The organism is Aeriscardovia aeriphila, from assembly GCF_002259595.1.
Lineage (GTDB): Bacteria > Actinomycetota > Actinomycetes > Actinomycetales > Bifidobacteriaceae > Aeriscardovia > Aeriscardovia aeriphila.
Genome location: NZ_MWWU01000002.1, coordinates 688,096 through 704,875 on the forward strand (window position 1 = coordinate 688,096; position 16,780 = coordinate 704,875).

General features: G+C 54.9%; 15 protein-coding genes and 1 pseudogene. 13 read left to right on the forward strand and 3 right to left on the reverse strand.

Going from position 1 to position 16,780, the window contains the following annotated elements; all coding sequences use genetic code 11:
• Positions 1–186: 186 nt before the first annotated feature.
• A pseudogene (locus AEAE_RS07060) lies at positions 187–354 on the forward strand (transposase); the annotation flags it as partial.
• Between the two features lie 24 nt (positions 355–378).
• Positions 379–873, forward strand: a complete 495-nt coding sequence (locus tag AEAE_RS03950; protein WP_244569614.1) for a hypothetical protein — start codon at positions 379–381, stop codon at positions 871–873.
• 175 nt (positions 874–1,048) lie between these two features.
• Here the strand turns inward: AEAE_RS03950 and groL are convergent, their stop codons facing one another.
• The 3 genes from groL to AEAE_RS03965 all read right to left on the reverse strand — a co-directional run bounded on the left by groL (position 1,049) and on the right by AEAE_RS03965 (position 4,071).
• A complete protein-coding gene (groL, locus tag AEAE_RS03955) occupies positions 1,049–2,665 on the reverse strand; it encodes a chaperonin GroEL (RefSeq protein WP_094689818.1) in 1,617 nt (538 codons plus the stop codon).
• A gap of 275 nt (positions 2,666–2,940) precedes the next feature.
• Positions 2,941–3,147, reverse strand: coding sequence for a cold-shock protein (locus tag AEAE_RS03960; protein WP_094689819.1), 207 nt, complete (start codon positions 3,145–3,147; stop codon positions 2,941–2,943).
• A gap of 243 nt (positions 3,148–3,390) precedes the next feature.
• The gene (locus tag AEAE_RS03965) at positions 3,391–4,071 is read right to left on the reverse strand and encodes a LytR C-terminal domain-containing protein (RefSeq protein WP_094689820.1); all 681 of its coding nucleotides are present in this window, start codon (positions 4,069–4,071) and stop codon (positions 3,391–3,393) included.
• 283 nt (positions 4,072–4,354) lie between these two features.
• Between AEAE_RS03965 and AEAE_RS03970 the strand changes: the two genes are divergently transcribed.
• The 11 genes from AEAE_RS03970 (at position 4,355) to AEAE_RS04015 (ending at position 16,775) form a co-directional block, all read left to right on the forward strand.
• Positions 4,355–5,071, forward strand: coding sequence for a uracil-DNA glycosylase (locus tag AEAE_RS03970; RefSeq protein ID WP_094689821.1), 717 nt, complete (start codon positions 4,355–4,357; stop codon positions 5,069–5,071).
• A gap of 238 nt (positions 5,072–5,309) precedes the next feature.
• Positions 5,310–6,335 carry an AAA family ATPase gene (locus tag AEAE_RS03975; protein WP_094689822.1) on the forward strand — a complete coding sequence of 342 codons (1,026 nt, stop codon included), beginning with the start codon at positions 5,310–5,312 and terminating at the stop codon, positions 6,333–6,335.
• Between the two features lie 8 nt (positions 6,336–6,343).
• Entirely contained in the window at positions 6,344–7,321 is a 978-nt protein-coding gene (locus tag AEAE_RS03980; RefSeq protein ID WP_158520492.1) for a DUF58 domain-containing protein, read from the forward strand.
• Complete coding sequence (locus AEAE_RS03985; protein WP_094689824.1) at positions 7,321–7,821, forward strand: hypothetical protein; 501 nt, start codon at positions 7,321–7,323, stop codon at positions 7,819–7,821. The genes AEAE_RS03980 and AEAE_RS03985 overlap by 1 nt, the downstream gene beginning before the upstream one ends.
• Complete coding sequence (locus AEAE_RS03990; protein WP_094689825.1) at positions 7,818–9,011, forward strand: vWA domain-containing protein; 1,194 nt, start codon at positions 7,818–7,820, stop codon at positions 9,009–9,011. Before AEAE_RS03985 ends, AEAE_RS03990 begins: the two co-directional genes overlap by 4 nt.
• Complete coding sequence (locus tag AEAE_RS03995; RefSeq protein ID WP_094689826.1) at positions 9,011–10,063, forward strand: vWA domain-containing protein; 1,053 nt, start codon at positions 9,011–9,013, stop codon at positions 10,061–10,063. The genes AEAE_RS03990 and AEAE_RS03995 overlap by 1 nt, the downstream gene beginning before the upstream one ends.
• A complete protein-coding gene (locus tag AEAE_RS04000; RefSeq protein ID WP_094689827.1) occupies positions 10,060–10,602 on the forward strand; it encodes a DUF6466 family protein in 543 nt (180 codons plus the stop codon). The genes AEAE_RS03995 and AEAE_RS04000 overlap by 4 nt, the downstream gene beginning before the upstream one ends.
• 192 nt (positions 10,603–10,794) lie before the next feature.
• Positions 10,795–11,028, forward strand: a complete 234-nt coding sequence (locus AEAE_RS06720) for a hypothetical protein (protein ID WP_148139959.1) — start codon at positions 10,795–10,797, stop codon at positions 11,026–11,028.
• Between the two features lie 85 nt (positions 11,029–11,113).
• Positions 11,114–12,622, forward strand: coding sequence for a PGAP1-like alpha/beta domain-containing protein (locus AEAE_RS04005; RefSeq protein ID WP_094689828.1), 1,509 nt, complete (start codon positions 11,114–11,116; stop codon positions 12,620–12,622).
• Between the two features lie 34 nt (positions 12,623–12,656).
• Positions 12,657–14,111 (forward strand): adenylosuccinate lyase, encoded by a 1,455-nt coding sequence (purB, locus tag AEAE_RS04010; RefSeq protein ID WP_094689829.1) that lies wholly within the window; start codon positions 12,657–12,659, stop codon positions 14,109–14,111.
• Between the two features lie 144 nt (positions 14,112–14,255).
• On the forward strand, positions 14,256–16,775 hold the full coding sequence (locus AEAE_RS04015) for a lysylphosphatidylglycerol synthase transmembrane domain-containing protein (protein WP_094689830.1): 2,520 nt from the start codon (positions 14,256–14,258) through the stop codon (positions 16,773–16,775).
• The last annotated feature ends 5 nt before the right edge of the window (positions 16,776–16,780 follow it).

Below are 16,780 nucleotides of genomic sequence, written 5' to 3' on the forward strand. Positions count from 1 at the left end.
AGGTGAACTATGTTTTGTATTTTTCTCGCAATCAGGGATAAGCCTTGATTAGCAACGATTTGCGATGACGAACGAGGTGTGAATACGGCAACAGCTCCATTGTTCATGTTACCGCCCGGCTTGTATAGGCGTAGAGTGAAGGTGACTCTTAGTCGTCATTAACTTAGAACCTAAGGTGGCGTGGCAATGGAGCCAGTCGCAGAGAGCAGTTCTCGTTCACATCGCAGCTATACTCGTGCGTTCAAATTGCATGTGGTCGCCGAGTATTTCCACTCTGACGAGAGCTATCGAGAAGTAGCACAACGCAATCATATTTCTTCAGCGAATACGGTTCGCCATTGGTGTTCGCAGTATCACCGTGTGATCGAAGATGCAGATATGATGCGTGCAAATCAAGAAGGTAACGCTGCACTCGACGCCGCTCATCTCAGCGATGCTGAGCTTAAGCTTGTTGCTTGCGAAGCGATGAAGATGAGCGTGTATAACCTCTCTCGGCAATGTTTGCAACAGTTCATTGCTTTTGGACAGATGGAAAGCCCTACCGAGGCATCACCCAGTGCTATCAGCCAATTGTGGCGTTGTTCCGCACGCAGTAAGGATATCGAGTCGATCAACGGGATTTTCAAAACCTACCTTGTTTTTGATAGGTTGATGACCTGCGAACTGAACAATGTGTTGCTCGACCCTAGCCAGGAGAAGCTACGCTTCGAATGGGAACTCGACAATTGGTCGCACCATATTTGGGAGGACGACGAGAACGAAAGCGAGTCTGACGAGCCAGATGCTTCTGACGAGCAAGATGCCTCCGACGAGCAAGATGGTGAGCGAGAAGGCGAGTCAGACGAGCCAGACGAAAGAAGCTGCGACGAGTAACCATCCACGCCGCAGATCCGCGCGCTTCAGCTTCTCCCCTTGTGCTGATGGTGTTGCGTGACGTTCTTCGGTGAGTGTGTAAGAAAACGAAAGGGAGAAACGAGTTCCCTCGTTTCTCCCTTGTCATTGTGGGAATGAAGCGTCCCTACGTTATATGAACCTCGGTGGGTTCAGATCAGTAACCCATCTGGTTCTGAGCTGGCTGAGCCTGCTTTGGTTCTGGCTTGTTAGCAACCACAGCTTCGGTGGTCAGGAACAGGCCAGCAATGGAAGCAGCGTTCTGCAGAGCAGAGCGAGTCACCTTGACTGGGTCAGCAACGCCAGCGGTGAGCAGGTTCTCATACTCGCCAGTCTCAGCGTTGAAGCCTTCGTTCTTGCCCATGCTACGAACCTTGTTGATCACCACGTCACCGGAAACACCGGAGTTCTCAGCGATCTGCTTGATTGGAGCCTGGACGGCGCGCAGAACGATCTGTGCACCAGTGAGCTCGTCGCCCTCGAGCTTCTCAAGCTCAGCTTCAGCTTCCTGAGCAGCTGCAACGAGTGCAACACCGCCGCCTGGGACCAAGCCCTCTTCGATAGCGGCCTTAGCGTTGCGGACAGCATCTTCAATGCGATGCTTACGCTCGCGAGCTTCGGTCTCGGTAGCTGCGCCTACCTTGATGACGGCAACGCCACCGGCGAGCTTTGCCAGGCGCTCCTGCAGCTTCTCACGGTCGTAGTCAGAATCGGTGCGCTCGATGTCGCCACGGATCTGCTCAACGCGTGCGTGGACATCATCCTTGGAGCCGCCGCCGTTGACGATGGTGGTCTCTTCCTTGGAGATGATGACCTTGTCGGCGGTACCGAGAACGTCGTTGGTGATGGAGTCGAGCTTCAGGCCCAGCTCATCAGAGACGACCTGACCACCGGTGAGGATGGCCATATCCTGCAGCATAGCCTTACGACGATCGCCGAAGCCTGGAGCCTTGACGGCGACGGAGTTGAAGGTGCCACGAATCTTGTTGAGAATCAGGGTTGCGAGAGCCTCGCCATCAACATCCTCAGCAACGATGAGCAGTGGCTTGCCAGACTTCATCACGAGGTCAGCGATGTGGATGACATCCTGCTGGCTGGAAACCTTGTTGGAGGTCAGGAGGATGTATGGGTGGTCGAGAACTGCAGTCTGCTCGTCTGGGTTGGTGACGAAGTAGCTGGAGATGTAACCACGGTCGAAGCGCATACCCTCGGTGAACTCGAGGTCGAGGCCGAACTTGTTGTTGTCCTCAACGGTAACAACGCCGTCCTCACCGACCTTGTCGAGTGCTTCAGCGATCTTGTCGCCGATCTCTGGGTCACCAGCGGAAATGGTTGCGGTTGCAGCAATCTGCTGCTTGGTCTCCACTTCCTCAGCGTTGGCCACGAGCTTGTTCACGATGGCCTGTGCGCCCTTCTCAATGCCGCGACGCAGGGCGATTGGGTTGGAGCCTGCGGTCACGTTCTTGAGGCCTTCGTGCACGAGAGCCTGTGCGAGAACGGTTGCGGTGGTGGTGCCGTCACCTGCGACGTCATCAGTCTTCTTAGCAACTTCCTTGACCAGCTCGGCGCCGACAGACTCGAGTGGATCCTCGAGCTCGACTTCGTTAGCAATGGAAACACCATCGTTGGTAATGGTCGGTGCGCCATAAGAACGGTCGAGAACGACGTTGCGGCCCTTTGGTCCCAGGGTGACCTTCACGGTGTTGGCGAGCTTATCGAGGCCATTGAGCATAGCCTGACGAGCATCATCATCAAAAGCAATAATCTTTGCCATGTTCCCTCCAATGACAAATGTGGAACGTGCCTCAACGGGTGTGAGTACTACGCCGTCAGCTGCGTAATTATCACTCGCACCCCGCGAGTGCTAAAAGAGAGATTAGCACTCCCGGGCTACGAGTGCCAAATTTCGGCGTTCTTTCTCCCAGAACAAAAAAGCCCACACGCATGTGTGGGCTCAATCACTGATTTTCCACTATTTTCGTCAGTGTTATCTTCAGTTTTCTTTCTTCGTTAGCGCGCGCAGGCGGCTGACTATACCCAGAGCTGAATTCAGTTCAACTTCGTGCATGTTGTAGCTTGAAGGCCCTTCGGTCCGCGTTCAGCCTCGAAGCTGACCTTGTCACCCTCATCCAGTGTGCGGTAACCGTCGGCCTGAATCACAGAGTAATGAACGAAAACGTCGTCACCGCCCTCATCAGGAGTGATGAAACCGAAGCCCTTGGTCGCGTTAAAGAATTTGACGGTACCAGTTGCCATGAAATACTTCCTTAATATCAGCGTACCGGGAATTGCTACTGCACTTCGTGAACCTGTAGAGCTGATACATCTACTCTAGTCGCACAGATGACTATGTGGTGGAAAGAAAAATACCCTGGCTCGCAATTCCTTGGAAGAACTGTAAACCAGGGCGAAAGTCATCACTCACAACTGACCCTGATTACCAGTGCGGCTCTCATCAACACCGTTGAGGACCACCGTACGCAAACCTCAGAGTCACGCTCACATCGACACGAACACAACCTCAATCGGGTAATCCAGCGCGGTATCGACCTTCTGAACAGCGGTGATACCAAACTTTGCGGCGACATCCTCAGCAGTGGACTTATCTGCATCGTTGGAATACCACACCGTGTTAGCGGTTGGAGCGGTAGTCTGCAAGTTGCCCGTGCTGACGTTGGTATAACCGGCGTTCCTGAGCACCTGAGCCTGACGACCAGCGTAACCATTGCGCTGAGCACCATACTGAGCGCCCAAAGCGTTATACACGCCCACCTGAGCACCCTGATTCACAGGCTGTGCAGCTGGCTGGTTCTGCTGGTCTTGATTCTGCGAATCGTCCTTCTTCTGGTCGTCCTTCTGATCAGAGTTGGAGGAGCTCGAGGACTGCGAGCTGGCAGTATCCTTCTTTGCACTCTTCTCGTTGTCAATCTTGCGAGATTCCTTGCTCGAGCTTGCCGACGAGGAGGTTGTCACCTGCGGACGACTCAAGAAGGAGAACTTACCAGAAACCCAAGCGTATGTGCACAAGCCCAGCAAAACGGCGATGACCAGCGTCAGAACGTAGGGGCGAGTCACTGCCCAACCACTCGGCTTGCCACGATGCAGGCCGATAGGACCTGCGGGTGGATTCTCGAAATCATCGTCAAACGCGGACTTCGCTCCAGAACGCTTATCGGCCATCTCATCACCTCAGTCTTCATGCCGTGCCATTTAGGTACCACCGCTGCAAACGCTGTGACAATCTTGCTGTGACATTCACGAGGCAACAACCTCGCTGCAACGAACGCACAGAGATTATCACTGTGAAACTCACCGTGGCGCAGGGCATTCTTCTCTATACTGCTTTCGATTCTACCGAGCAACTGGCCAAGAGGAAGAGCACTCCCCATTTGTACACACTTTTCCTCACGCTCATCCGCGGGTACTCACCAACTCGTTGAGCCATCCGCCTATCCTCACAACTATGAGCACTGTTCTTCCGCTTTCCGCCATAATGGACCCCAGCTGGGCAACCGCCCTCGAGCCCGTCGAACCCACCATCCGCAAGATGGGCCAGTTTTTGCGCGATGAGGCCAAGCAGGGTATCCGCACCTTGCCAGCGGGAGACCGTATTTTCGCTGCTTTTCACATTCCCGTCGATCAGGTGAAGGTGCTCATTGTCGGCCAGGACCCCTACCCCACTCCCGGCAACGCGATTGGCTTGTCCTTCGCGGTCGCACCTGGAGTCGCGATTCCGGCAAGTTTGCGCAATATTTATAAGGAGCTTGTCGACGATTTAGGCGTTGCTATTCCTGATAATGGCGATCTGACGCCGTGGACGCATCAAGGTGTCATGCTTCTCAACCGTTGCTTAAGCGTTGAGGCGGGCAAGTCTGGCAGTCACCGCGGTAAAGGCTGGGAGGAGGTGACAGACCGAGCGATTGAGGTGCTCAATTCTCGTCGCGATTCTCACGGCAAAGCTTTACCGTTAGTGGCAATCTTGTGGGGTCGAGATGCGAGGAGTTTGGCCCCGCGCTTGACCAACGCTTTTGTCATCGAGTCGGCGCATCCTTCGCCTCTGTCTGCGCGTAATGGCTTTTTTGGTTCGCATCCTTTCTCTCGCACTAATGAGGCGCTTATTCGCATGGGTGCTCAGCCTGTCGATTGGTCGCTTCCCAGCCACGAAATTGCTGAGTTTTAGGCCTCAACTTGTCAGGCTACGTCACGCTCGACCAGAAAACTGTTACTGCCTGCAGCTAGTGAACCAGCCCGGCGCATGACCGAGGAGAAGTCCAACGCGCAACCAACCAGAAGCTCAGCAATCAGCAAACCGAGAGAAAACTCAGAATATTTGCAAAATCTCGTAAAAGTTAGGCACAAATCGGCAGAATTTGAGTGAAATAAGGCTGAGATTCCTCTGTTCCCGCTAGTCTAAAGGTATGTCTTTATTCACGAATAGCGCTCAGGTCAACACTCCTCAACTGTTGACCTCCGAAGATTCTGCTCGCGCACAGGAACTGACCAATCAGCTTCGCGAGCGTTTTAGCTCCCAGGTCGTCGGCCAGACGATGCTGCGCGAGTCCCTGATTACCACGCTGATTGCCGGTGGCCACATTCTCATTGAGTCCGTTCCTGGCCTGGCAAAGACCACCGCCGCTCAGACCTTGGCCCACAGCGTTTCCGGTACCTTCTCTCGCGTGCAGTGCACACCAGATTTGATGCCATCCGACTTGGTGGGAACCCAAATTTTTGATTTCCAGTCGCGCGAACTGACCACACATGTCGGCCCGATCAACGCCAACGTCGTGCTGCTCGATGAGATCAACCGTTCTTCGGCAAAAACACAGTCGGCCATGCTCGAAGCTATGGCTGAGCGCGCTATCACCATTGGTGGCAAGCGCATCGAACTGCCAAACCCCTTCATGGTGATCGCCACGCAGAACCCGATTGAGGAAGAGGGAACGTACAATCTGCCAGAAGCGCAGATGGATCGTTTCTTCATGAAGACGGTGATGACCTACCCAAGCGGCGAGGAAGAGCGTCAGATTCTTGACCTTCTCGCTCAGCGCGGCTCCGACACGCCAAATATGAGTGGCAGCAAGTTGAGCATTGATGATGTTCAGTTCCTGCGTACCGCTGCTCGTCGCGTGCACGTTTCGGAAAAGATCGAGCAGTACGTGGTGGACTTGGTCTCCACGACTCGCGGTTCTGGCCCTCGCCCGATCGATGGTTTGGCGCAGTTGGTGCGTTTGGGTGCTTCTCCTCGTGCTTCCATCGCTTTGGTGCGTATTGGTCAGGCTTTCGCTTTGATGAATGGCCGCGACTTCGTTATCCCCGAAGACATCAAGATTTTTGCTCATGAGGTTCTGCGCCATCGTATTTTGCTCACCTTCGAGGCTTTGGCTGACAATGTGACCAGCGATGAGATTGTGGACCGCGTAGTGCAGGTGGTTCCTATTCCATGAGGAAAACCATGAGGAAAACTGAGCGTACTCCTTACTCTCCCTCACTTGCTGAGGAGGAACAGGCTCTTTTCCGCTCGCGTGTCGAATCGTTTGCTTCGCGCCTCACCCTTCCCCTCTCCCAGCATGCTCTGGGCTTGTTGGAGGGCGAGCATCAGTCCGACATGTCCGGCAATGGCTTTGACTTCTTGGATTTGAGGGAGTACCAGGCTGGCGATTCCGCACAGGCTATAGATTGGCAGGCTTCGGCACGCCTGTCCCGCCCGATTGTGGTCAACCGCCAAAAAGATGTGATTTCCACCTCGTGGCTGCTGCTCGACACCGGCCAGGAAATGATGAGCGTTACGCCCTCGGGTGAGACGGCTTTGCAAGTGGCCAGTAATGCACTGCGCCTCTTTGCTCTGCTTTCGCTGCGTCGTTCGGATGAAATCTCGCTGGTGTTGGCTGATTCGGGTACGATTTCGCGTTTGCCATTTAACGGTGGTTACGCGAAGTTTGACACGACTTTGCGCGATGCCGTGGAAGGCAGGGCCTTTGCTCCGCGCGACTTGACGGCTTTGCTGCGTTATGCGCAGAAAATTCCTCGCCAGGATGGTTTGATCGTGTTGGCAACCGACGCCACAGCATTGACTACTGAGCAGACGCAGTTGATGACTCAGCTGTCGCAAGACCATGCTCTCGTCGTCGTGGGTGTTTCAACGCTTAACCCGTTCGATTCCGCTTGGCCACTGCTCACTGATTCTTCGACAGGACGTAAGATGCCAGCATTTTTGAGGGATGCAAGCTTGTCGCAAGAGTTGGATCGTCGTCGCACTGCGCTCAATGAAGCCTTGCGATTACAGTTGCGCCGCCATGCAGACACCTATGTGAGTGCCAGCTCGAGCCAAGAGATGATTGACACCGTGCTGAAACTGATTTCCACGAGTATGAAATCGCCGCGCCACGCTCATCAATCCCTGCTCGCCACTGCGCAGAAGGGTGGGAAGTGATGACGACAGGTTTTTGGGCTTTACCCGCTCTTTCTCATATGTGGGCGTACCTGATTGTGGGCATTGTGGCAATCTTGGGCGCTGTTATTGCCGTGGTGCTGCTGGTGTTACCTGCCAGCCGCAAGGAAAAAGTGAAGGCGGAGAAGAAGCAAGCCCATCATGACATGCGTTACTGGCAAAAGCTCGTCTCCCAGGTGGGTATTGACTTTAACTCGGGCACTATTTCCGAGGCGGAGGCATACTCTCGCCTTGCCCAGATTGCCAGAAACTTTGCATCCAGCCGCTTAGGAGTTGACCTGAGTTCGAGTACCTTGCTGGATTTGAACCAGCGTGTTCCTTTGGGCTCCAAGCAGCAGTTCCAACAGCTGCGTCAAACGATTGCTGCTCTCTACCCGCCGGAGTTTGCTCATGCGGCGACGAATGCTGCGGCAGATGAGGCGAGTGTGGCTGCAGCGATGAATTGGGTGAACAATTTGATTGAGAGGTGGAATAACCGATGAATGTGACATTCCGCTGGCCTCTCGTCCTTTTCCTGTTCAGTTTGGCCGCGCTGCTCGTGCTCGCTGGAGTGCTCATCGCCTCGTGGTTGATGAATCGCTCGCATACTTTTAGCGCGTGGCGCAAGCGCGTGTTCTCGCAGCAGAAGCGCAAGGAAGCTCGCGAGGGCACTGGTGAGAACGCTGATTCTGCACAGTCCACACTCGACCGCGCGCTGGCGAAAACCCGCCATCTCGCCCCTCGCACCCCCGAGCAGCCGATGGTCTGGTCGGTCAAGCAGCTTCTCAAGCGCGCCCCGTATGCTGCTCGCATGCGCCGCTACGTGGTGCTCAGCGTAGTGAGCCTGCTTGCCGCTCTGGGTTTGACGGTTTCTGCTGTGGGGCTGACGGGACGACCGAGCGCTGTTAATCAAGTGGCGTCGCAAAACCATTCGCGCCAGATCATCCTCTGCCTCGACGTTTCTGGCTCCGCGCTGCCTTTCGACCGCGAAGTGATCGCCACCTACCTGGATTTGATCGATCATTTCCGCACGGAAAAAATCGGCATGAGCATTTTCAACTCGACCAGCCGCACCGTTTTCCCGCTCACCAGCGACTACCACCTCGTCAAAAAAGAGTTGACGAAGGCTTTAGGCGCGCTCAAAGGCGTGGAAAACCAGAAGTCTATCGAAAATATGAGCCAGCAAGATTATCAGAATATCTCTGACTGGCTCGAGGGCACGCAGGATCGTAAGGATTCCACTTCGCTGATTGGCGATGGCCTCGTCTCCTGTGCGGCCATGGCTCCGAACTTCTCGGCTACCGCGACCAAGCAGCAAAACCGTGTGGCGCCAACCTCTATCGTTTTCGCCACGGATAACGTGCTGTCCGGCACTCCGGTGTATTCGCTGCGTCAGGCCCTGCATTTGACTGAGCTCAACTCGATTCGCGTCGATACACTGTTTACCGGTACTGACGTTCAGTCCGCTGCTGCACAAGATTTGAAGGCGCAAACCACTGCTTTAGGCGGCACTTTCCAGGTGCGCAGCGCCAATAATTCGGTGGCTGACTTGGTGACCGCTATTGAGCAGCAGAAGAGCCGTTCGCAGACGAATCCGGATGCTGATGTGGTCGATCAGCCGCAGTGGTGGCTGATTGTGGGCATGCTCTGTGCAGCTGTCCTCTTCCTTGTTGCCGGGTGGGTGAGACGATAATGATCCAATTTTCTGATTTTGTTTTCTTGCCCGTCACTGGCGCTTGGTGGTCCACTCTCCTGCTTGACGTCATCGTCGTGGCAAGCTTCGTGGTGGGTGTGAGTCTGTTTACTGCTCGTCGCGCTAATAATGATGCGCTGGTGTGGGATTGGCTGCGCCGTGGCCTTCTCCTGCTCGCCCTTCTGGCCGCTTCGCTTGGCCCTACCCAGGTGAGCAATACGACGAGTGCTGCGGTGAACCAGACGGATGTTTTCTTCGCCGTGGATACCACGGGTTCGATCGCTGTTGGTGATGCTCGCCTTCCTGGTAAGGCTCAGCCTGTCACTCGTTTGAGTGCGTCGCGCGAGATTATCAGAAACGTGATGAAGCTCTACCCTTCTGCTCGCTACGCGGGAATCAATTTCGCTTCTTCGGCCAACATTGACCTTCCGGTGACTGCTGATCGTGAGGCGGTGCTCTCTTGGGTTGATAATCTGGAGGTCGAGCCGACTGCTGTTTCCGCTGGCTCTTCGCTGGATCAGCCTCTCGACACGCTGATTAAGGCGATGCAGGATGTTCATGCGGAGCGCCCCCATGACGTCATCGTCCTCTACTACCTCTCGGATGGTGAGTCGACGAGTTCTCGCCAGCGCCGCACTTTCTCGGCTTTGCGTGAGTTTGTCGATGGCGGCGCGGTGATCTCCGTGGGTTCGGCTCAGGGCGGTCAGGTTCCTTTGGTGACTGCTCAGAACACTCGCGAGATCAGCCGCAGCGCTTCTCCGACAAGCCCGAACGGGTGGGTGAATGACCCAGATACGAAGAAGCCTGCCATTTCGCGTATGGATGCTTCCACGTTGAAGAGCATTGCTGATGAGATGTCGGTGGACGAGGTCGACGGCTCTCAGTCACTCGATTCGCTGAAGAGCCACGCTTCTTCTCGTTTCTTGGTGGAGAAGAGCACGAGGCGTCGCGCTGTTCGCAGCTACATGGTCTGGCCTTTTGCTCTGATTATTGCCGTCCTGGCAATCTGGGAGCTGGGTGTTGATGTAGCCAGGATGAGGAGGTTCCTATGAATTATCCTGTCATTCGCCGCACGGTAAGCGCCATCGTGCTGGTACTGTTACTGGTTATCTCAGGATTATCACTGGCCAACTTCTTTGCCGCGCGCAATTACACGAATATCGCCCACACTTTGAGCTCGACAGTGAAGGCGGCGCAAGGCCAGAGCCCCGATATTGCCACCCTTCAGGCTCAGCAGGAGCAGGCGGATGCGCAGTTAGCTGACGCTCAGTCGTCCTCGTGGTACCAGACGCCGTCCTTGCACGCTGCGTATTCTCAGGCTCAGCAGGTGTCTGATCGTCTGGCAACACTGTTGAGGCATATGAATGATGGAATGACGTACGCTCAAGCTGTGGCAACGGTGGAGGGCAAGAGTGGCACGGCGAGCTCGGCGAAGAAGCAGAATTCTGCAAATAATGCGAACTCGTCCCACCAGTCGGATTCTGATGCCCAGCAAAAAGAGCAGCAGAAGCAGCAGATGGATCAGTTGTTGAAGAACAACTCTTCGGATAAGCAGTCGAGCACGAGTAGTGATACGCAAAAACCGTGGTGAGTAGCGCAATTTCGTGACTGGCACAAGGCCTGTGGATTATTTTCATCGAATAGTCCACAGGCCTTTCTTTTTTCTGTTTGCTCCCCTTTATTGCGCTTGACTGGGAGCATGACTGTTCAACCACAGCTGAGCTTGCCAGTTGAGAGCGCAAGCAGTGTCACCGCCTGCAGCTTTCCTGCACGGGTGTCACAGATGAATCAACTCACCTCCTGCGTGAGCTCGGGCTTTGCACTCGAGTCGCAGCTACGCGCGCTGTGTACTCGTTTGCACACTGTTGCCGATGAAGGGTTTGTGCTCTGCCAGCGAGCGCGCGACTCTTCCTGGTATGGGCGTGCGAGTAGCGCTTACCGCGCTCAAGTGGATGAGCTGTACAACTCGTATGTGCTACTCGACGCATTATGTTGCAGCGTTGAAGAATATGCCTAACGCGGCTCCGCGCTGCGAAGCTGTACCAGTGACAACTATCACCTCCCTGAGCTGCCGCGACTATCCTGTTTGAGAAAGGTCTGCCATGCCCGATTCAGTAACTCCCCTCGCCCATGTTTCTTCTGCTCGCTACGGCGTTGACACTGAGGAGATGCTTCAGTTGAGCTCCTTGTGTTTTACTGCGAGAAACACTGCGACTGAGCTCGACACGAGTGTGCGTTACGCTATGGCTCAAGCGCAGAACACGGCACGTACGCGCATGCTCTGCCAGTATGCGAATCTGGCTGATTCTCCGCATTCGCAACTGGGATGGCATAGTCAGGCTGCACAAACTCTGGTGGATCAGCTTCAACTCGTTCTGGCGAGCCTTCTCCAGGCTGTGGAGGAAACTCAGGAGCACAGCGAGTTTCTTGCCACGGCGTTAGCGCGAGCTTCAGGTCTGTACTCTTCTGTCGAAGTGACAATCTTGAGCTATATAAGCGGTTCGGCAAACCTTAATTCCCTGTTTTCCGCAGGAGCTTCCACCGGCCTGGCTACCAGTGAGGCGAACTCGAGCGGTACGAGCATGCTCTTACCAGCAGGCTCAAGCCCGAGTTCCCGTGCAGAGAATTTTGGTTTCTGGTATGGCACTGATGCCTACCAGCAGGATGTTCTGCGCCTTCTCAGCGGCTATGGCGAGGACGGGGTGAGAGCGGGCAAACAGTTTGCCGCCTCAGGCTCGCCTGTCGTGGGAAATATGGCGTCAGTACTGGGGTTGACGGGAAATGGCATCCGCAATGCTGTGTACGGTGGTAATCTCAGCGTTTCCCCTGCTGCTCAAGCACCGACCAGCTTGACCGGGGCGGCAGATATCTCCGGGGCTTACCGAAACCTGGAAAAGCTGGGCAACGCCACCTGGGACAAGCCGCACAGCACCGTGGCCGTGCAAGCCATTCGCAACGGTGACGGGCAGAGGTCATGGGTGGTGTATATTCCGGGCACCCAAACCAATACGACGGCGCCCATTGGGTGGCTGAGAAATCTCGATTTGATGAGTTCCCTCCCTGTTCAGCGCAAGCAGGCGGCGAGTGCACGTTTTGTCGAGGAAGCGATGCGCCAAGCAGGAGTGCCCGCCACCGAGCCTGTTGCCCTCGTCGGCCATTCTCAGGGAGGAATTATTGCCGCGACGCTTGCCGAAGAGCCGTCGAAGTATTCCATCACGCATGTCATTACCGCAGGCTCTCCTATAGCTGGGCATCGCATACCGGACAACGTGCGCGTTACCAGTAGCGAAACCCAAGGCGAACTGGTTTCCCACCTGGACGCGATGGACAACCCGAAGCGGGACAACTGGGTGACGGTTCGAGGGCAGATGAAACGGCCTGAAAATCTTCCCAACACCCTCAACAAACAGGGGCTCAAGATGAGCGACTCACCAGCGGCGACGCATGGGATGAACTTCCACCGCGCAAACTGGCAGGATGCCATCGACTCTGGCTCGCCTGCCGCTGCTCAAGCAAGTGAGGAATTTAGTCGCGAGTTTGGAGGCGAAGTGGAGAAAACGCTGTTCTTCGAAGGCTTGCTCACGGCGGATAGTGATGCTGAAGGGTGGTGAGAGGAAAACTACCCTGTCCGATAGGCTTAAAGGTATGAAACTTGCGGATATCGACCAGATTGCCCTGACCTCTTTGGACGGGCGCTACCATGCCATCACTCACCCGCTCGTCGAGTTCCTCTCCGAGCCAGCACTCAACCGTGAGCGTATGGTCGTGGAAACCGAGTGGATGATCTTCCTGGCTGAAGCTAATAACGGGGAATCAGTGATTCCTGGCGTGAAGCCGTTCAGCGAGGAAGAGAAAGCATATTTGCGCTCTATTCCTGAGCAGTTTGATGAGAAGGGCATCGAAACGCTCAAGGGCATCGAAGCTCAGACTCACCACGATGTGAAGGCGGTGGAGTATTACATCGACTCTTACCTCGACAAAGCCGAGGAAGCGTTGGGGCACCCTACTGAGCTGTCTCACGTTCAGCCGCTGGTTCACTTCGCCTGCACATCGGAGGATATTAACAATCTCTCCCATGCGCGCTGCATCAAGGCAGGCGTGGAGCGCATTTGGCTTCCCGAGTTTGATGAAGTTCTCGACCTACTGAGCTCCATGAGTGAGAAGTTTGCCGACCTTCCTTTGTTGGCAATGACGCACGGACAGCCGGCAACCCCGACCACGTTGGGTAAGGAATTGGCTGTTTTCGTCTACCGTCTCACTCGTCAGCGTCGAAAGCTGATAAACCAAGAGTATTTGGGCAAGCTCAATGGTGCTACGGGTACTTTTGGCGCACACTATGTGGCTTTGCCTGATGTAGATTGGCAGGAAATTTCTCGTCGCTTCGTGCAAGAGCGCATGGGCTTGACGTGGAACCCGCTGACCACACAGATTGAGTCGCATGATTGGGATGCGGAGCTGTTCTCCACTATCAGCCATATCAACAGGATTATTCATAACCTGTGCGTGGATATGTGGCTGTATATTTCCCGTGGCGTATTCACTCAGGTTCCAGTCAAGGGTGCGACAGGCTCGTCGACCATGCCCCACAAGGTGAACCCAATTTTGTTTGAGAATGCGGAAGCAAACTGCGAGCTGTCCTGCTCCTTCTTGGACACTTTGAGCCAGACTTTGGTTGAGGCACGCTGGCAGCGTGATCTCACTGATTCCAGCACGCAAAGGAATATGGGTGCTGCTATTGGCTACTCGCTGCTCGCACTACATAACTTGCATCGAGGCCTGCTTCAAGTTCACCCTCATCAGGAGAAGATGGCTCAAGAGCTCGAGGAAAACTGGGAGGTTTTGGGCGAGCCGATCCAAACGCTGATGCGCGCTTTGAGCTTGCAAGGTGTTGCTGGAATGGATCACCCATACGAGAAGGTCAAGGAGCTGATGCGCGGCCATCGCATCAACAAGGATGATGTGGAACAGTTCGTTCGCTCGCTCAACTTGCCTGAGGAAGATGAACAGCGTTTGCTCGCGCTGACCCCGCACACCTACACGGGTGTGGCCAGCCAGTTGGTTCGCTTCGAGCACGGCACTCAGAACCCTGACAACGCCTGAAATTTACTCTGCCGAAGAAAACTGCATATTCACCGCCCAGCAATTGTGAGTTTCAACTCCTATTCTGGGCGGTTTCATCCTCCAGTCTGATGCATTCCGCCTGATTTTCGCGCACAATGAAAGAAGAGTGCGAAGGAGAATTGTATGAACACCGCCGTCGAGATTACCGATCACAAGCCCAGCCGCGTACGCGACGCTCGTGACTTACTCTGGGCAGGCTTGTGGCTGCTGCTATCCGCAGGAGTTATCGGCCTGGCAGTGTTCTTGCACTCCACCACCTCCGGCGTGCAAAAAGACTTCAACCGTGTGAGCACCCTCTCCGCCCTGCGCTGGGTGTTGGGCCTACCGATGACGCTGCTACAAACCGCCGTCATCCTCGTGCTCATGATTGTCGTCTTCTCCAGACTGTTGATGACTCGCCAATGGTGGAGAACCCTCGCTTCAGCAGTGAGCTTTAGCGCCGGCCTTGCCATCGGATCGCTGATCACGCTGCTTTTCCATCTGTTGGGTCAGCAATTCTCTTCACTGTTAATCCCAGGTAAGCCCGCCATCTTTGGCGTGGGAACTTTCGAGCTGCTCGTAGCCACCACCGCCCTGCTCGCCTGCGCTACGGGAAGGACGCGCGACCACCAACTGCGTTGGGTAAACTCCGCCTTCGCCATCCTGCTCATTCTTGATCTCATTACTTCGTATGCGGGAATTTCTGCGGCTTCAATGGCGCTCTTCTTGGGTTTGTGCATTGGCCAAGTGTGCCGTTACGCTTTCGGCACGCGCAGCCAAGGCCTGTGGGGTCAAGACCTCGTCACCGAATTGCGCCGCATTGGTTTCGACCCCGTCAAGCTTTCGCGTAAAGACGACGTTGACAAGATTATCAATCTGGGAGCAAAGAGCCACGCCAGCTTCTCGGATGACCTGTCTGCCATTTCTCGCATTTACCATATGAAGAATGCTGACGGCGCACGTTACACCGTCTCCGTCCTCGACGAACAGCGCCACACGGGAGGCTACATTTCCCAGTGGCTTAATTCCCTGAAGATTCAGGGCATCACCATTCGTCATGACACTTCCGTTCGTCAAACGGCGGAACATCACATGCTCGTACTCATGGCTCTGGCCAGCCACAATATTTCCCCCGTCCAAGTAGTGGGCATGGGCGATGCAGGCGAATCGACCTTCCTTGTGTTTGAATCCGCGCAACCGCATCATCACATTCACTCTCTCGACCTCACTTCTGCCTCCCCTGCCCAGATTCGCGAACTGTGGGAGCAGATGGAGCAGGCCCACCGCTTTGGCATCACCCATCGCAATATCACCCCATCCTGCGTGGGTATCATCCCTCAGGAGCCGACGAGCAGCGACCAGACGATGGATTTGGATAAGCGCTCGCTGGAAAGCCTCGCCAACGGGGAGATGGGCACTGCTGTTCTCGCTGGTTGGGAGATGGCGGACCTCGCTTCGTCGAGCTTGCATATCGCCGTTGACCGCGTCCAGCTGCTCGTCATGCTGGCAGCAACCTTAGGCGTTGATAAAACTGTCGAGGTGCTGCGCCCCACCTGCTCGGATGCAACACTCGCCTCGCTTTCTCCGTATATTCAGACGGTGATTGTGCCGAGTGCGACCAAGCAGATTCCTGGCTACTCGCGCAAAATGATGAAGGCCCTGCAGTCTCGCTTAGAAGCGTTGAGTGAGAAAGAGGCTGTTGAGGAGATGGGCGAGACGACGACGAATCTCTCCCGTTTCAACGCGAAGAAGTTCATCAGTATCGTCCTGCTTCTGGTGGCGATGGTCGCGCTGTTCACTCAGCTTAACTTGGAGCAGATGATCGAGGCAGTGAAAACTGCTAATCCTTTGTGGGCTGCTATTTCTTTGGCCTTCTCGCTCATCTCCTGGCTGGGTTCTGCTCTGGCTTTCGGTATCTTTATCGACAAGGATCGTCGTCGCAAGAATATCGATGGCATTATTGGCACTCAGGCCGTAGCGAGCTTTACCGCCGTTTCCATGCCGACAGCTGCTGGTCCGCTGACCGTTAACACGCTGTTTTTGAAGAAGATTGGCATGGATACCACGCAAGCTATTGCCACGGCTACTGCTGATACGGTGGCTGAGTTTACGACTACCTTCCTCATGTTCATTGTGTTGGGCTTGGCTTATGGTCAGGCTGGCTTGGAGAACGCTATTCCTGGTAAGACTGTTCTGTTGGTTATTGGGGCTGTTGCCGCGGTTATTGCTGTGGTGATGCTCATCCCTCGCTGCCGACATTGGATTATCACTACCGTTGTTCCTCAAATCAAGAACTACGGTCATCAAATGGTGATCCTGTTCTCCCACCCGTCGATTCTGAGCTTGTCGGTGTTTGGTTCGATTATTCAGAACACAACTTTGGCAGCGAGCTTCTGGACGGCTTTACTCGCCTTCGGCTACAACGCTGATTTCATTCAAACTCTCTTCCTGTTCTTGCTGGTGAATGCAGTGGGTACTGCTGTGCCAACGCCTGGTGGTTTGGGCGCGGTGGAGACACTGTTGTCGGTGACATTCACGGGTATTGGTGTGCCGTCTCCAATTGCCGTGTCTGCAACGCTGCTCTTCCGCTTCTGGTCCTACTGGGTGCGCATGGCTTTGGGTTATGTGTACATGAAGCACATGCAAAAGCATGGTCTGCTCTAAACTGT

What these genes read in the sequence shown, in the direction of transcription:
- AEAE_RS03950 (WP_244569614.1), top strand. Translation starts at nt 379, where the DNA reads ATGATGCGTGCAAATCAAGAAGGTAACGCTGCACTCGACGCCGCTCAT.
- groL (WP_094689818.1), bottom strand. Translation starts at nt 2,665, where the DNA reads ATGGCAAAGATTATTGCTTTTGATGATGATGCTCGTCAGGCTATGCTC.
- AEAE_RS03960 (WP_094689819.1), bottom strand. Translation starts at nt 3,147, where the DNA reads ATGGCAACTGGTACCGTCAAATTCTTTAACGCGACCAAGGGCTTCGGT.
- AEAE_RS03965 (WP_094689820.1), bottom strand. Translation starts at nt 4,071, where the DNA reads ATGGCCGATAAGCGTTCTGGAGCGAAGTCCGCGTTTGACGATGATTTC.
- AEAE_RS03970 (WP_094689821.1), top strand. Translation starts at nt 4,355, where the DNA reads ATGAGCACTGTTCTTCCGCTTTCCGCCATAATGGACCCCAGCTGGGCA.
- AEAE_RS03975 (WP_094689822.1), top strand. Translation starts at nt 5,310, where the DNA reads ATGTCTTTATTCACGAATAGCGCTCAGGTCAACACTCCTCAACTGTTG.
- AEAE_RS03980 (WP_158520492.1), top strand. Translation starts at nt 6,344, where the DNA reads ATGAGGAAAACTGAGCGTACTCCTTACTCTCCCTCACTTGCTGAGGAG.
- AEAE_RS03985 (WP_094689824.1), top strand. Translation starts at nt 7,321, where the DNA reads ATGACGACAGGTTTTTGGGCTTTACCCGCTCTTTCTCATATGTGGGCG.
- AEAE_RS03990 (WP_094689825.1), top strand. Translation starts at nt 7,818, where the DNA reads ATGAATGTGACATTCCGCTGGCCTCTCGTCCTTTTCCTGTTCAGTTTG.
- AEAE_RS03995 (WP_094689826.1), top strand. Translation starts at nt 9,011, where the DNA reads ATGATCCAATTTTCTGATTTTGTTTTCTTGCCCGTCACTGGCGCTTGG.
- AEAE_RS04000 (WP_094689827.1), top strand. Translation starts at nt 10,060, where the DNA reads ATGAATTATCCTGTCATTCGCCGCACGGTAAGCGCCATCGTGCTGGTA.
- AEAE_RS06720 (WP_148139959.1), top strand. Translation starts at nt 10,795, where the DNA reads ATGAATCAACTCACCTCCTGCGTGAGCTCGGGCTTTGCACTCGAGTCG.
- AEAE_RS04005 (WP_094689828.1), top strand. Translation starts at nt 11,114, where the DNA reads ATGCCCGATTCAGTAACTCCCCTCGCCCATGTTTCTTCTGCTCGCTAC.
- purB (WP_094689829.1), top strand. Translation starts at nt 12,657, where the DNA reads ATGAAACTTGCGGATATCGACCAGATTGCCCTGACCTCTTTGGACGGG.
- AEAE_RS04015 (WP_094689830.1), top strand. Translation starts at nt 14,256, where the DNA reads ATGAACACCGCCGTCGAGATTACCGATCACAAGCCCAGCCGCGTACGC.